This window comes from Nocardioides hwasunensis (genome assembly GCF_014779665.1).
GTDB classification, from domain to species: domain Bacteria; phylum Actinomycetota; class Actinomycetes; order Propionibacteriales; family Nocardioidaceae; genus Nocardioides; species Nocardioides hwasunensis.
In genome coordinates this window covers 562,363-575,710 of the sequence record NZ_JACXYY010000001.1, presented here as the reverse complement: position 1 = coordinate 575,710, position 13,348 = coordinate 562,363, and the positions used below count along the sequence as shown (strand labels likewise).

The window sequence follows — 13,348 nt, the reverse complement described above, 5'->3', positions numbered from 1 at the left end:
GACGCCGACGACCGCGTGGGCCCGACCGCTCCTCGGTCGGCTCGTCAGACGGTGAGCAGCGACGCGATCGGCAGGTCGCCGGTGACCGCACGCGGCTCGAGGAACCCGAGCTCGAGCAGGACCGAGCAGCTGGTGGCGGTGCCGCCGCAGGCCTCGATGAGCTGCCGGGTCGCGACGACGGTGCCGCCGGTGGCGAGCACGTCGTCGATCATCAGCACCCGCTCGCCCGGCGCGATGCCGTCGCGGTGCACCTCGAGCGTGGCCTCGCCGTACTCGAGCGTGTAGGTCACCGCGTGCGTCTCGCGTGGCAGCTTGCCGGCCTTGCGGATCGGCACGAAGCCGACGCCGAGGGCCAGCGCGACCGGCGCGGCGAGGATGAAGCCGCGGGCCTCCATGCCGACGACCTTGTCGACCACGACGTTGCCGTGGTCGTCCTTCCCGGCCGCTGCCAGCGCGGTGATGATGGCGGAGAAGGCGTGGTGGTCGGCCAGGACCGGCGTGATGTCCTTGAACGTCACCCCCGGCTCCGGCCAGTCGGGCACGTCGACGATCAGTCGCTCGAGCGCCTCCTGGGCCGTACGCCGGTCAGGCATCGCCGGGCTCGCCGATCACCGGCGACTCGACCTTGGCGATCGCCGCGCGGGCGATCTCGATCGTGGCGCCGGGCGCGATCTCGAGGCGGACGCGGTCGTCGATGATCGAGGTGATCGTGCCGAAGATGCCGGCCGACATCATCACGCGCTGGCCGACCTCGATGCTGTTCTGCAGGGCGGTGACCTCCTGCTGGCGGCGCCGTTGCGGCCGGACGACCATGAACCAGAACAGGGCGAAGATGGCCACCAGGGGCAGCAGGGCGACGACGTCGTTCACGGGAGGGCTCTCCTCGAGGAGGGTCGGGGGTGTCTGAGCGCGTGGAGTCTAACGGGGCTCCCGCGACGCCCTCACGCCTCGTCGAAGAGCGTGGAGTCGACGGTCGGCATCGCGGGCGGCGTCAGCCCGAGGTGCTGCCAGGCCGCCGGGGTCGCGACGCGTCCGCGGGGCGTGCGGGCGAGCAGGCCGGTGCGGACCAGGAACGGCTCGGCGACCTCCTCGACCGTCTCGCGCTCCTCGCCGACCGCGACGGCCAGCGTCGAGATGCCGACCGGTCCCCCGCCGAAGCGGCGGCACAGCACGTCGAGCACGCCCCGATCGAGCCGGTCGAGCCCGGACTCGTCGACCTCGAAGAGCTCGAGCGCGGCCCGGGCGACCGGCAGCGTCAGCACGCCGTCGGCGCGGACCTGGGCGTAGTCGCGCACCCGGCGCAGCAGACGGTTGGCGATGCGGGGCGTGCCCCGGGAACGGGAGGCGATCTCGCTCGAGCCCTCGGCGGTCAGGTGCACGCCCAGGAGCCCGGCGGAGCGGTGCACGATGAGGTCGAGCTCCTCGGGCTCGTAGAACTCCAGGTGGGCGGTGAAGCCGAAGCGGTCACGCAGCGGGCCGGGCAGCAGCCCGGCGCGGGTGGTGGCGCCGACCAGGGTGAACGGCGGGATCTCCAGCGGGATCGCGGTGGCGCCGGGGCCCTTGCCGATGACCACGTCGACCCGGAAGTCCTCCATGGCCATGTAGAGCAGCTCCTCGGCCGGGCGCGACATCCGGTGGATCTCGTCGACGAAGAGCACGTCGCCCTCGTTGAGGCCCGACAGGATCGCGGCGAGGTCGCCGGCGTGGGTGATGGCCGGGCCACTCGTGAGGCGCAGCGGTGTGCTCATCTCGGCAGCGATGATCATCGCGAGCGTGGTCTTGCCCAGCCCGGGCGGGCCGGACAGCAGCACGTGGTCGGGCGCGCGGCCCCGGCGGCGAGCCGCCTCGAGGACCAGCCCGAGCTGGTCGCGTACGCGGACCTGCCCCACCACCTCGTCGAGGGTCTTGGGGCGCAGCGCGGCCTCGACGGCCCGCTCGTCGCCGTCGGCCTCGGCGTCGGTGAGCCGCTGGAGGTGGGCGTGCTCGGCACGGGTGAGGTCGTCGGTGTCGTCGACGTCGGTGTCGTCGTCCCAGTTCATCTCAGGCCTTGCTCAGCGTGCGCAGCGCCGCGCGCAGCAGGGCGCCGACGTCCGGTCGGTCACCGGCCTCGGGCGCGACGGCGTCGACGGCCTTCTCCGACTCCTTCGCCGACCAGCCGAGGCCGACGAGGCCGTCGCGGACCTGGTCGCGCCAGGCCTCCGCGGCGCTCGGGGCGGCCGCCGGGTGGTGGACGCCGACCGGCGGGCCGATGCGGTCCTTGAGCTCGAGGATGATGCGCTGGGCGCCCTTCTGGCCGATGCCCGGGACGCGGGTGAGCGCCTTGACGTCCTCGGTGCCGATGGCGCGGCGTACGTCGTCGGGGCTCATCACCGCGACGATCGCCTGGGCGACCTTGGGGCCGACGCCGGAGGCGGTCTGGACGATCTCGAAGATCTGCTTCTCGTCGTCGTCGAGGAAGCCGAAGATCGTCAGGCTGTCCTCACGCACGACCATGCTCGTGGGCAGCGTCGCGGGCTTGCCGACGCGCAGCGTGGCCAGCGTGCCGGGGGTGCACATCAGCTCGAGGCCGACGCCGCCGACCTCGAGGACGGCGCTGCTGAGGGTGACGGCGGCGACCTCGCCGCGGACGAAGGCGATCATCGGGTCCTCATCTTCTGCTTCTGTGCCTTGACCAGCGCCTGCTGCTGCGCCACGGCGGCCTCGAGGCGGTTGCTCGCCGCGCCACGCCACACGTGCGTGATGGCGAGCGCGAGCGCGTCGGCGGCGTCGGCAGGCTTGGGCAGCTCGCTCAGCCGCAGGATCCGCACGACCATCGCACCGACCTGGGCCTTGTCGGCGCGGCCGTTGCCGGAGACGGCGGCCTTGACCTCGCTCGGGGTGTGCATGGTGATGGGCAGTCCCCTGCGTGCCGCGACGACGAGCGCGATGCCGCTGGCCTGGGCGGTGCCCATGATCGTGCTGGAGTCGGAGCGCGCGAAGACCCGCTCCACCGCGACCGCGTCGGGCCGGTGCTCCTCGATCCAGGCGTCGAGGCCCTTCTCGATCGTCACCAGACGCTGCGCGATCGGCAGGTCCGAGCTGGTGCGGATGACGCCGACGTCCACCATCGACAGCGGGCGCCCGACGCTGCCGTCGACCACCCCGACGCCGCACCTGGTCAGACCGGGGTCGATGCCGAGCACACGCACGCCTCGCCCCCTCGCCTCGCCCTGACCGGTCCGTCCGAACACCTGTTCGTGCGGCCACGCTAACCCGGGGCGGGTGCGGGACGTCGTACGACACGCGGCGGGCGGTCGCTGAGCGCACGTCCCACCGTGCCCGGCCCCGCTGATCCGCGGGCGGGTGCGGCTGACGCGGTACGGGGCAAGGTCGGCCGTCTCGGTGCCGAAGCGGGCGCACGTGTCGGCGTACTCGCGGGCGGCCCGCGCGAGAGCGGCCTGCCGCCCGCTGAAGAGATCGACGTAGGTCAGTCGTGACGAACCGAGCTTGAAGCCGGTCAGGAAGTCGTGGCGCCGCTTCTCCTCCGCGAGGACGACCTCGGGCGTCTTCCCGCTCGGGTTGCCGAGCGGGTACTTGAGCAGGCCGTCGGCCTCGAAGAAGTGGCGATCCACGATGAGGTCGACGAACGCCGTCGCGTGTCCGTCCGACAGCCCGAACTGGCACTCGGGAGCCCCGATGGCCAGCTCCAGGACGAAGTCGCGGACCAAGGACTCGAGATAGCTCTCGGCAAGGGCGTCGGCGTGCTCGATGCACCAGCGCATGCAGCGACTGTGTGGCCAGCACGACATCCGTGACAGGTGGTCGAGCAGCTCGGCACGGGTCACGCCGTGCCGCAGCGCCGCGTCGCACGCCGCCAGCCCGTGGGCACGCCCGTGCTCGCGCACCATGTCCAGGGCGGTGCGCGCCCGCGAGAGCACGGCCAGCCCCTCCACGTCGGTGACGTCGCCGGGCAGGTAGGGCGCCAGGTGGTGCTTCACGCCGTTGCGCACCGCGTCGCCGTGCACCTTCGTCCTGCTGAGGTGGACCAGCGAGGTCCGCGGGTCCGGGGCGCCCATGCCGAGCGGGATCGCGGACGAGTCGTGACTGAAGGCGTACGTCGTCGACCGCAACCCCATCCTGGTGGCCCGGATGCGCAGCATCGGCTGACCCCGGTAGGGGTCCAGTGCCTGCCACGCGTCGGCGTCGGCGTACACCCCGCGGCGGACGCGGACGAGCCGGCCCGCGGCGAGGAGGCGTCGTACGTCGCCGGGGTCGAGGCCAGCCACGGCAAGCTGCTTGCTCGTCACCAATCCGTGCTCGCGGTGCATCTGGGCGATGACAGGGAGGTACATGCCGCCGACGATCCGCGCGGCGACGGACGGTGGGACCGATCGGCGGAGGAGGTCTGTGGAGCAAGCCGCTCCGTGGCCGGCTGTGGACGATTGCTGGCCCGGGATCGGGCCCGCCCGGAAGCCCCCACAGCGCTGTAACGCCGGGTTAGTGGTTGTACCCACCATGCTGCAACAGGGTGGGTAGAGCCACTAACCCGGCGTTACAGCGCCAGGTGGGAACGGGGCCGGGGCGGTCAGGCGTCGGCGGACTCGAGCTCGGCCATCACGTCGGCGGGGATGTCGACGTTGGTGAAGACGTCCTGGACGTCGTCGAGGTCCTCGAGCGCGTCGAGGAGGTGGAGCACCTTGCCGGCGCCGTCGGCGTCGACCGGGATCTCGAGGCTGGCGACGAACTCCACGTCGGCGGAGTCGTAGTCGATGCCGGCGTCCTGCAGCGCGGTGCGGACCGCGACCACGTCGGTGGCCTCGCTCTGCACCTGGAACGCCTCGTCGAGGTCGTTGACCTCCTCCGCGCCGGCGTCGAGGGTCGCCTCGAGGACGTCGTCCTCGGAGACCTCACGCACGGTGCCGTCGTGGTCCTGCGACTTGGGCACCACGACGACGCCCTTGCGGGTGAACAGGCGCGAGACGGAGCCGGGGTCGGCCATGGTCCCGCCGTTGCGGGTGACCGCGGTGCGGACCTCCATCGCGGCACGGTTGGTGTTGTCGGTGAGGCACTCGACGAGGAAGGCGACGCCCTGCGGTCCGTAGACCTCGTAGGAGATCGTCTTGTAGTCGACACCGCCGGACTCCGCACCGGAGCCGCGCTTGAGCGCGGAGTCGATGTTCTTGTTGGGCACCGAGCTCTTCTTCGCCTTCTGGATGGCGTCGTAGAGGGTCGGGTTGCCGGCAGGGTCGCCGCCGCCCTGCTTGGCCGCGACCTCGATGTTCTTGATCAGCTTGGCGAAGAGCTTGCCGCGCTTGGCGTCGATCGCGGCCTTCTTGTGCTTGGTCGTTGCCCACTTGGAGTGGCCTGACATGTGTCCCTCTATCTACTCGCTCGCGTGTCGTGGTCGTCAGGCCGAGCGCACCAGGTCCACGAACATGCCGTGGACCCGGTCGTCGCTGCCGACCTCGGGATGGAACGAGGTCGCCATCAGGGGGCCTTGACGGACCGCGACGATCCTACCCGCGGCCGGCCCGACGGCGACCCGAGCCAGTACGTCGACGTCGTCGGCGACCGCCTCGACCCACGGGGCCCGGATGAAGACCGCCCGCACCGGGGCGGCCAGTCCGTCGACCTCGAGGTCGTCCTCGAAGGAGTCGACCTGGCGCCCGAAGGCGTTGCGGCGCACCGTGATGTGGAGCCCGCCGATCGTCTCCTGGCCCACGGCGCCGTCCTCGATCCGGTCGGCCAGCATGATCATCCCGGCGCAGGTGCCGAACGTCGGCAGGCCTCCCCGGACGGCCTCACGCAGGGGCTCGAGCAGCTCGAAGATCCGCGCGAGCTTGACCATCGTGGTCGACTCCCCGCCCGGGACGACCAGGCCGTCGCAGGCCGCCAGCTCGGCCGGTCGGCGTACGGAGATCGGGTCGGCGCCGAGCGAGCGCAGGGCGGTCAGGTGCTCGCGCACGTCGCCCTGGAGGGCGAGGACGCCGATGACCGGCTGGCTCACCAACCGCGCTCGGCGAGGCGGTGCGGCTGCGGGATCTCGTCGACGTTGATGCCGACCATGGCCTCGCCGAGACCCCGGGAGACCTTCGCGACCACGTCGGGGTCGTCGTGGAACGTCGTGGCCTTCACGATCGCCTCGGCGCGCTGCGCGGGGTTGCCGGACTTGAAGATGCCGGAGCCGACGAAGACGCCCTCGGCGCCGAGCTGCATCATCATCGCGGCGTCGGCCGGGGTCGCGATGCCACCGGCGGTGAAGAGCACGACAGGGAGCTTGCCGGCGGCCGCGACCTCCTTGACGAGGTCGTAGGGCGCCTGGAGCTCCTTGGCTGCGACGTAGAGCTCGTCCTCGGCCATCGCGCGGAGGCGGTTGAGCTCGCCCCGGATGGTGCGCATGTGGGTGACCGCGTTGGACACGTCACCGGTGCCGGCCTCGCCCTTGGAACGGATCATCGCCGCACCCTCGGTGATCCGGCGCAGTGCCTCGCCCAGGTTGGTCGCACCGCACACGAACGGCACGGTGAAGGCCCACTTGTCGATGTGGTTCGTGTAGTCGGCCGGGGTCAGGACCTCGGACTCGTCGATGTAGTCGACGCCCAGCGACTGCAGGACCTGCGCCTCGGCGAAGTGGCCGATCCGCGCCTTGGCCATCACCGGGATCGACACCGACGAGATGATCGAGTCGATCATGTCGGGATCGCTCATCCGCGACACGCCGCCCTGGGCTCGGATGTCGGCCGGGACCCGCTCCAGCGCCATCACCGCAACGGCACCGGCGTCCTCGGCGATCTTCGCCTGCTCGGCGGTGACGACGTCCATGATCACGCCGCCCTTGAGCATCTCGGCCATGCCGCGCTTCACGCGGCTGGTGCCGTGCTCGAGAGGGGTGTCGGGAGTGTTCTCAGCCATGTGTCGGATGGTAGTGCGCCCTCACCCCGCGGGGTGCACCGGTGTCACGCCTGCGAGCCGGCCCGGGCGAGCGCCTGGCGGCGGACGACCCAGATGCGCTGCGCGACCGTGACGGTCGCGGCGACGGCCAGCGCCCAGAGCGCGATGTAGAGCAGGAACCAGAGGTCGAGGAGGTCGGCGAAGAAGGCAGGCACGAGCATGCCGACGAGGCGGTCGGGACGCTCGGCGATCCCGACCTTGGCGTCGTAGCCGAGGTAGTCGGCCTTGGCGCGGGCGTACGACGTCACCGCACCCATGACGAGGATGACCAGGCACAGCACGAGGTAGAGGCGGCTCTCGTGGTGCCAGGCGAAGAACAGGGCCAGTCCGCCGAACAGCGCACCGTCGGCGACCCGGTCCAGCGTGGAGTCGAGGAAGGCACCGAAGTCGTCCTTCCGACCCACCTTGCGGGCCATCGCGCCGTCGACCAGGTCGCTGAAGACGAACGCGGTGATGAACAGGACGCCCTGCCACACCCACCCCTGCGCGAAGAAGAACAGCGCGCCGAAGCTGACGCCGAGCGTGCCGACGAGCGTCACCACGTCGGGGCTGATGCCCAGACGGATGAACAGGTTGATGAAGGGGGCGAGCATGACGCCCTGCCAGAACTGCTTGAACCGATCGAGCACGGCGGCAGGCTACCCGTCGAGCAGGGCCGCGCGGACGTCCGCCACCGCGGCCGGCGCCCCGGTGACCGTCCAGTCCACGCCGGAGGCGGGTACGACGACCGAGTCGCCCCCGGCGCCGCGGATGATCGCCGCGCCCGGGAGCCGGTCCCAGTCGGCCACGGAGTGCTGGAACAGCACGTCCCACTGTCCCGAGGCGATGGCCATGCAGTCCATGGTCCCCGAGCCCAGCATCCGCAGGGTGCCGACCTGTCGGAGCGCGCGGGCGAACGCCTCCCCCACCTCGCCGCCGTAGAACGGCGGGTGGAGGTAGGTGGTCGCGCACCGCGCCTCGCGCGGGGTCGCTGGGAGCGCGTCGAGGGGCGCACCGTCGCAGGTGCTCGGCACCCGCGGCCCGCCGATCCACGTGCGCCCGGTGGCGGGGTGGTGGACCGCGCCCAGCAGCACGTCGTCCTCGTCGTGCAGCGCGATCGCCGTGCACCACCAGTCGCTGCCGCGCGAGAAGTTGTAGGTGCCGTCGACGGGGTCGATGACCCACGTGCGACCGGACGTCCCGGGTCGGGACGTGCCCTCCTCCCCCACGATCGCGTCGTCGGGTCGCGCGGCGGCGAGACGCTCGACGATGAGCCGCTCGGAGGCGGTGTCGGCCTGGGTGACGATGTCGGAGCCGCTGGTCTTGCGCTCGATGTCGAGGCCCTCGCCCCGGATGCGCGCGGCGAGGGATCCGGCCTCCTGCACCAGCTCGGCAGCGAGGGCGGCGTCGTCGGTCAGCGAGGAGTCGTCCACGGCGGCCACGTTAGTGCCGGGGCGTAGTGTGGCGGCACGGAGCCATCCAGGCTTCCGACAAGGGAGCCCCGATGAGCGACAAGTCGCCACGGCAAGGCATGTCCAAGAAGTCCGGCAAGTCCATCAAGGAGAAGCGTGCCGACAAGCACGCGAAGGCGGCCGGCAAGTCCGACGCCACCGAGCCCCTGATCCCCAAGAAGCGGTGACCCGGCTCAGTCTCGGCGTCATCGGGACCTCGGCCAAGGAGAACGAGCACCGCCTCCCGCTCCATCCGGAGCACCTGCACCGGCTCGCCCCGGACGTTGCCGCGCGCACGACCCTCGAGCACGGGTACGCCGACCACTTCGGCGTGAGCGACGCCGAGCTGGCCGGGCAGGTGGCCGGCTTCGCCTCCCGCGAGGAGATCCTCGCCACCGCGGACGTCGTCGTGCTGCCCAAGCCGCAGCACGAGGACGTCGCCGCCATGCACGCGGGTCAGGTGCTGTGGGGCTGGCCGCACTGCGTGCAGGACCCCGAGCTCACCCAGCTCGCGATCGACCGGGAGCTCACGCTGATCGCCTTCGAGGCGATGAACCACTGGACCCGGGACGGCTACGTCGGCCTGCACGTCTTCCACAAGAACAACGAGCTCGCCGGCTACTGCTCGGTGCTGCAGGCCATGGAGCTCGTCGGCATCACCGGTGACTACGGTCGCCGGCTGAGCGCGGTCGTGATCGGCTTCGGGGCGACCGCCCGCGGCGCGGTCACGGCGCTCAAGGCCCACGGGGTGGGCGACGTCGCGGTCCTCACCACCCGCGGGGTGGCCGCAGTGGGATCACCGATCCACTCGGTGCGGATCCGGCAGTTCGACCACGACCCGGACGACCCGAGCGCGAGCATGGTGATCACCGAGCGCGGTCGCGAGCCACTGGCCGCGTACCTCGCCGAGAACGACATCGTCGTCAACTGCACGCTCCAGGACACCGCGGCCCCGCTGACCTACCTGCACACCGACGACCTTCCCGCCTTCCGCAGCGGCAGCCTGATCGTGGACGTGTCGTGCGACGAGGGCATGGGCTTCTCGTGGGCGGCGCCGACGACGTTCGCCGACCCGATGCACACCGTCGGAGGGCGGGTCCACTACTACGCGGTAGACCACAGCCCGTCGTACCTCTGGAGCTCGGCGACGTGGGAGAACAGCGAGGCGCTGCTCCCCTTCATCGAGACCGTCCTCGACGGGCCCGAGGCCTGGGCCACCAGCGAGACCCTGACCCGGGCCATCGAGATCCAGGACGGCCGGATCCTCAACCCGGCGATCCTCGCCTTCCAGGGTCGCGCGGCCGAGCACCCCTACGCGGTCGGCTGATCCCAGGCGCCGGCCAGCAGGGCGCGGGTGTCCTCGAGCAGCTGCGGGAGCATCTTGGTGCCACCGACGACGGTGATGAAGTTCGAGTCGCCGGTCCAGCGTGGCACGACGTGCTGGTGCAGGTGCTCCGACAGCGAGCCACCGGCCGACCGGCCGAGGTTGAGGCCCACGTTGAACGAGTGGGGGCTGGCCACCGCGCGGATCGTCCGCAGCGACTGCTGGGTCAGCGCCATGAGCTCGGCCGACTCCTCCGCGGTGAGGTCGGTCAGGTCCGCGACGTGGCGGTAGGGCAGCACCATCAGGTGACCGGGGTTGTAGGGATGCAGGTTCAGCACGACGTACGTCGTCTCCCCCCGCGCCACGACCAGCGACTCGTCGTCGGGGTGGCCCGGGATCGCGCAGAACGGGCACCCCTCGTCGACCACGGAGGTCCGGACGTAGGCCATCCGGTGGGGCGTCCAGATCCGCTCGAGCCCGTCGTGTCCCATGCCGACGATCCTAGGCTTCTCCCATGACCTCGATCCGACCGGCCGTCGACACGGACATGGCAGGGGTTGCCGACCTGTGGCACGTGGGCTGGCACGACGGTCACGCCGGTCGCGTCCCCGACGGACTGACCGCCGCCCGGACGCTCGGAGCCTTCCGCGAGCGCACGCCCGCCCGGGTCGCCGACACGACCGTCGCCGTCTCCGACGACGGTGAGCTGCTGGGCTTCGTGATGGTCGTCGGCGACGAGGTGGAGCAGGTCTTCGTCGGACGCGACGCCCGCGGCAGTGGCGTGGCGGGGATGCTGCTGGCCGAGGCGGAGCGACAGGTCGCAGCCGCCGGTCTCGCCGTCGCCTGGCTGGCCGTCGTCGAGGGCAACACCCGGGCGCGGTCGTTCTACGAGAGGCAGGGCTGGCGTGACGAGGGTGCACTGCCCTACGAGGTCACCGCGGACGGGCAGGTCTTCGTGTCGCCGTGCCGTCGCTACGTCAAGGACGTCGTCGTCGACGACCTCAGCCGATGACGGCGAAGCGGGTCTCCGGCGCCGGGTAGAACTGGGCGATCACCCTGCCGATGGTGACCGCGGAGGAGGTGTCGCCGGAGGTGACGGCGACCGTCGCCCCGACCGGCTGCGACCAGGTCGCCGCCACCGGGTGGCGCAGGTGACCGTCTCGCCCGACCTGGAACGACGTGACCTCGACCGACGACTGGCGGGCACCTCTCGTGTGAGCGACCCAGGCGACGACTCCCCGTCCGCCGGCGCTGACGGCCAGGTCCATCGTGTCCCCCGAGACCGTCGCGTCGGTGAGGGTGGTGGCCCCGGCCAACGACCGCACCCGCGGCTGGGGCCGTCGAGGCACCCACGTCGCGACCCGCGGTCGTGCGGTGCGGCCGCGGTCGACCGCCTGCCACGCCACGACCGCAACCTCCTGACCGGTGATCGCGGCCGAGGACGTCACGACCTGGCGGCTCCACCGCCGGGGTGCCCAGACGCGCGGGTCGCCCGGCCTCCCGCTCAGCACGACGACGCGACTGTCGCGGCTGTCGAGCCTGCCCGTCGAGCGGGACTCGACGACGGTCGCGGCGATGCGGCCGCCGTCGAGGTCGAGGCCGGTCGGGTGGACGCCGCCGTCCGGGTAGCGGCGCGTGACGCGCGTCGTCCACGTGCGGCGGGCAGCGTCGTACGTCTCGATGCGGAGGCGCCCGCCGAACCAGTAGCCGGGCTTGTCCTCGAAGCCTGCTCCCCGCAGCGCGACGGCGTCCCCGCTGTCGTCGACGGCCGCGATCATGGTGTCCCCGGTGAGCCCGCGCTCGCGCCGCGTGAGGTCCCGCCAGCCGAGGTCGGGGTGATAGCTGGTGAGGTGGTGCGGCCTGCCGTACTGGCTGTTGCTGGTGAAGAGCGCGAACTGCCCGCCCGGCGACCAGTCCAGCGACCCGAGCTCGCCCTCGGGTTGCACACGCCACGCCCACCCGTCGTCGCCGGTCCACACCAGCTCGACGAGCCGGGTCGGTGGGTCCTCCAGGTCCGTCGTGCGCTGGCACTCGACGGCGACCGCGAGGTTGCCGTCGGCCGAGGCGGCCTCGACGGGACGGCAGTGGTCGGCGCCCGCCACGGTCATCACCTCGACCGGCGCGCCCACGCTGCCGTCCCCCGCGCGCCGCTGGTCGTAGACGGTCGCCTCGTCGGACCCGCCGACGCTGATCAGCGCGGTCTGCTCCCCGTCCAGGGCGACTGCGAGCCCATGGCCGTCCGCCTCCTGCAGCGCGCCCCACGACTCGGGGGCCGCGGCGGACGACGACACGGCCAGCGTGGCGGAGACCAGGAGTGCCGCGGCGACGGCGAGCGGGAGACGGCGGAGCTTCTGCACGAGGACCTCCGGTGCGGGTGGACCTGCGACGTTACCCGCGGCCGCGCCTCGCACACCGCCCGTCGCCAGGATGGTGGAGTCCCCGGTTCACCGGATGGCACAGGGGCTCCACCATCGTGAGGAGAGCCGGCTCTGCCTCGGTGCGTCAGGTCCAGGCCTTGGCGAGCCGCTCGACGACCTCGGTGAGCCGGTCGGGGGACGTGGCGATGTTGAGCCGGACGTGGTCGCCGCGACCGGCGGCGTAGGACGTCCCGGCGCTCACCATCACCCGGCCGCGCTCGAGCGCGACCGCCGCGGCGTCGTCGTGCCCGTAGGCGGAGGCGTCGAGCCAGGCGAGGTACGTCGCCTCCAGAGGGCGCATCCGGACCTCGGGCAGGTGCGTCGCGAGCAGCTCGCCGAGGAGCGAGCGCTGCTGGTCGAGCCGCTCGACGAGCGAGGCCAGCCACGGGTCGCCGAGGTCGTAGGCGGCCTTCGCGGCCACGATGCCGGCGGTGGAGTAGGACTCGTTGCGCGACATCGGCTCGTCGAGCAGGCGCTGCTGCGACACCGGGTCGGGCACCACGAGCTGCGCGCACCGCAGGCCGGCGGTGTTGAAGGCCTTCGACGCCGCCACGATCGCGATCGCGTGGTCGCGGGTGCCGTCGAGGGACAGGTAGGACACGTGCTCGGCACCCGGCAGCACGAGCGGCGCGTGGATCTCGTCGCAGACCACGCGGGCGCCGTGGCGCACGACGACGTCGCGGATGCCCTCGAGCTCGGCGCGGGTGAAGACCCGGCCCCACGGGTTGTGCGGCTGGGTGAGGAGCAGCGTCTGCGCGCCCTCGGCGAAGAGCCGGTCGAGGCGGTCGAGGTCGATCTCCGCGCGCTCGGCCGATGCCGGCACCTCGAGCCGGAGCTCCTCGCGACCGGTGACCGAGGCGAGTCCGTGGTGCGCGTTGTAGCCCGGCGTCGGGAAGACGACTCCCCCCGGACCGCTGAAGACGTCGATCGCGATCCGCACGCCCGCCGTCACGTCGACGACCGGGTGCACGGCCTCGGGCGCCGGAGCCCACCCGAAGTGACGCTCGGCCCAGCCGGCGTAGGACTCGGCGAGCTCGGGGTCCCAGCCGAAGAGCGGGTAGCCGACGATGCCGTCGGTGACCATCCTCTGCAGCGCCTCGATGACCACGGGGTCGACCGCGTAGTCCATCTCGGCCACCCATGCCGGCAGCACGTCCTCGGGCACACCCCACTTCAGCGGCAGCTTCAGGCGCGCCTCGTCGTCGGTGAGGTCGACGACCGGACGTCGCTCCCCGACCATGGCGCGC

General features: G+C 72.1%; 16 protein-coding genes and 1 pseudogene. 3 read left to right on the top strand and 14 right to left on the bottom strand.

What is annotated here, in order from left to right:
• Nucleotides 1-44: 44 nt before the first annotated feature.
• The 11 genes and pseudogenes from IEZ25_RS02860 to IEZ25_RS02815 all read right to left on the bottom strand — a co-directional run bounded on the left by IEZ25_RS02860 (nt 45) and on the right by IEZ25_RS02815 (nt 8,342).
• On the bottom strand, nt 45-593 hold the full coding sequence (locus tag IEZ25_RS02860) for an adenine phosphoribosyltransferase (protein WP_191197857.1): 549 nt from the start codon (nt 591-593) through the stop codon (nt 45-47).
• Nucleotides 586-870, bottom strand: a complete 285-nt coding sequence (gene yajC / locus IEZ25_RS02855; RefSeq protein ID WP_191197856.1) for a preprotein translocase subunit YajC — start codon at nt 868-870, stop codon at nt 586-588. Before yajC ends, IEZ25_RS02860 begins: the two co-directional genes overlap by 8 nt.
• 71 nt (nt 871-941) lie before the next feature.
• The gene (gene ruvB, locus IEZ25_RS02850) at nt 942-2,039 is read right to left on the bottom strand and encodes a Holliday junction branch migration DNA helicase RuvB (protein ID WP_191197855.1); all 1,098 of its coding nucleotides are present in this window, start codon (nt 2,037-2,039) and stop codon (nt 942-944) included.
• 1 nt (nt 2,040) lies between these two features.
• Entirely contained in the window at nt 2,041-2,640 is a 600-nt protein-coding gene (gene ruvA, locus IEZ25_RS02845) for a Holliday junction branch migration protein RuvA (RefSeq protein ID WP_191197854.1), read from the bottom strand.
• Nucleotides 2,637-3,188: a crossover junction endodeoxyribonuclease RuvC gene (gene ruvC / locus IEZ25_RS21230; protein ID WP_318152030.1), complete on the bottom strand. Its 552-nt coding sequence runs from the start codon at nt 3,186-3,188 to the stop codon at nt 2,637-2,639. The genes ruvA and ruvC overlap by 4 nt, the downstream gene beginning before the upstream one ends.
• A 1,008-nt stretch (nt 3,189-4,196) precedes the next feature.
• Nucleotides 4,197-4,307 (bottom strand): annotated as a pseudogene (locus IEZ25_RS21225) (type IV toxin-antitoxin system AbiEi family antitoxin domain-containing protein); the annotation flags it as partial.
• 257 nt (nt 4,308-4,564) lie between these two features.
• Nucleotides 4,565-5,350: a YebC/PmpR family DNA-binding transcriptional regulator gene (locus IEZ25_RS02835; RefSeq protein WP_191197852.1), complete on the bottom strand. Its 786-nt coding sequence runs from the start codon at nt 5,348-5,350 to the stop codon at nt 4,565-4,567.
• Nucleotides 5,351-5,386: 36 nt separating this feature from the next.
• A complete protein-coding gene (pdxT, locus tag IEZ25_RS02830) occupies nt 5,387-5,986 on the bottom strand; it encodes a pyridoxal 5'-phosphate synthase glutaminase subunit PdxT (protein ID WP_397182961.1) in 600 nt (199 codons plus the stop codon).
• Nucleotides 5,983-6,891, bottom strand: a complete 909-nt coding sequence (pdxS, locus tag IEZ25_RS02825; protein WP_191197850.1) for a pyridoxal 5'-phosphate synthase lyase subunit PdxS — start codon at nt 6,889-6,891, stop codon at nt 5,983-5,985. The genes pdxT and pdxS overlap by 4 nt, the downstream gene beginning before the upstream one ends.
• 44 nt (nt 6,892-6,935) lie before the next feature.
• On the bottom strand, nt 6,936-7,559 hold the full coding sequence (gene pgsA / locus IEZ25_RS02820; RefSeq protein WP_191197849.1) for a phosphatidylinositol phosphate synthase: 624 nt from the start codon (nt 7,557-7,559) through the stop codon (nt 6,936-6,938).
• Nucleotides 7,560-7,568: 9 nt separating this feature from the next.
• Nucleotides 7,569-8,342, bottom strand: coding sequence for an inositol monophosphatase family protein (locus IEZ25_RS02815; protein WP_318152007.1), 774 nt, complete (start codon nt 8,340-8,342; stop codon nt 7,569-7,571).
• Nucleotides 8,343-8,413: 71 nt separating this feature from the next.
• Here IEZ25_RS02815 and IEZ25_RS21740 point away from each other — a divergent pair, with 71 nt between their 5' ends.
• Together IEZ25_RS21740 and IEZ25_RS22085 are read left to right on the top strand one after the other, a co-directional pair.
• Nucleotides 8,414-8,548, top strand: a complete 135-nt coding sequence (locus IEZ25_RS21740) for a hypothetical protein (protein ID WP_263575170.1) — start codon at nt 8,414-8,416, stop codon at nt 8,546-8,548.
• A complete protein-coding gene (locus tag IEZ25_RS22085) occupies nt 8,545-9,687 on the top strand; it encodes a N(5)-(carboxyethyl)ornithine synthase (protein WP_318152006.1) in 1,143 nt (380 codons plus the stop codon). Before IEZ25_RS21740 ends, IEZ25_RS22085 begins: the two co-directional genes overlap by 4 nt.
• Here IEZ25_RS22085 and IEZ25_RS02805 read toward each other — a convergent pair.
• The gene (locus IEZ25_RS02805) at nt 9,672-10,175 is read right to left on the bottom strand and encodes an HIT family protein (RefSeq protein WP_191197846.1); all 504 of its coding nucleotides are present in this window, start codon (nt 10,173-10,175) and stop codon (nt 9,672-9,674) included. The genes IEZ25_RS22085 and IEZ25_RS02805 overlap by 16 nt on opposite strands.
• 23 nt (nt 10,176-10,198) lie before the next feature.
• Between IEZ25_RS02805 and IEZ25_RS02800 the strand changes: the two genes are divergently transcribed.
• Nucleotides 10,199-10,696, top strand: a complete 498-nt coding sequence (locus IEZ25_RS02800) for a GNAT family N-acetyltransferase (protein WP_191197845.1) — start codon at nt 10,199-10,201, stop codon at nt 10,694-10,696.
• On the opposite strand, the gene IEZ25_RS02795 is transcribed toward IEZ25_RS02800, so the two are convergent.
• Together IEZ25_RS02795 and IEZ25_RS02790 are read right to left on the bottom strand one after the other, a co-directional pair.
• Complete coding sequence (locus tag IEZ25_RS02795; protein WP_191197844.1) at nt 10,686-12,041, bottom strand: hypothetical protein; 1,356 nt, start codon at nt 12,039-12,041, stop codon at nt 10,686-10,688. The genes IEZ25_RS02800 and IEZ25_RS02795 overlap by 11 nt on opposite strands.
• 145 nt (nt 12,042-12,186) lie before the next feature.
• Nucleotides 12,187-13,341 (bottom strand): MalY/PatB family protein, encoded by a 1,155-nt coding sequence (locus IEZ25_RS02790; protein ID WP_191197843.1) that lies wholly within the window; start codon nt 13,339-13,341, stop codon nt 12,187-12,189.
• Nucleotides 13,342-13,348: the final 7 nt, after the last annotated feature.

Coding starts and splice junctions, on each gene's coding strand:
- IEZ25_RS02860 (WP_191197857.1), bottom strand. CDS start 593: ATGCCTGACCGGCGTACGGCCCAGGAGGCGCTCGAGCGACTGATCGTC.
- ruvB (WP_191197855.1), bottom strand. CDS start 2,039: ATGAACTGGGACGACGACACCGACGTCGACGACACCGACGACCTCACC.
- ruvA (WP_191197854.1), bottom strand. CDS start 2,640: ATGATCGCCTTCGTCCGCGGCGAGGTCGCCGCCGTCACCCTCAGCAGC.
- IEZ25_RS02835 (WP_191197852.1), bottom strand. CDS start 5,350: ATGTCAGGCCACTCCAAGTGGGCAACGACCAAGCACAAGAAGGCCGCG.
- pdxS (WP_191197850.1), bottom strand. CDS start 6,891: ATGGCTGAGAACACTCCCGACACCCCTCTCGAGCACGGCACCAGCCGC.
- IEZ25_RS21740 (WP_263575170.1), top strand. CDS start 8,414: ATGAGCGACAAGTCGCCACGGCAAGGCATGTCCAAGAAGTCCGGCAAG.
- IEZ25_RS02805 (WP_191197846.1), bottom strand. CDS start 10,175: ATGGGACACGACGGGCTCGAGCGGATCTGGACGCCCCACCGGATGGCC.
- IEZ25_RS02800 (WP_191197845.1), top strand. CDS start 10,199: ATGACCTCGATCCGACCGGCCGTCGACACGGACATGGCAGGGGTTGCC.
- IEZ25_RS02790 (WP_191197843.1), bottom strand. CDS start 13,341: ATGGTCGGGGAGCGACGTCCGGTCGTCGACCTCACCGACGACGAGGCG.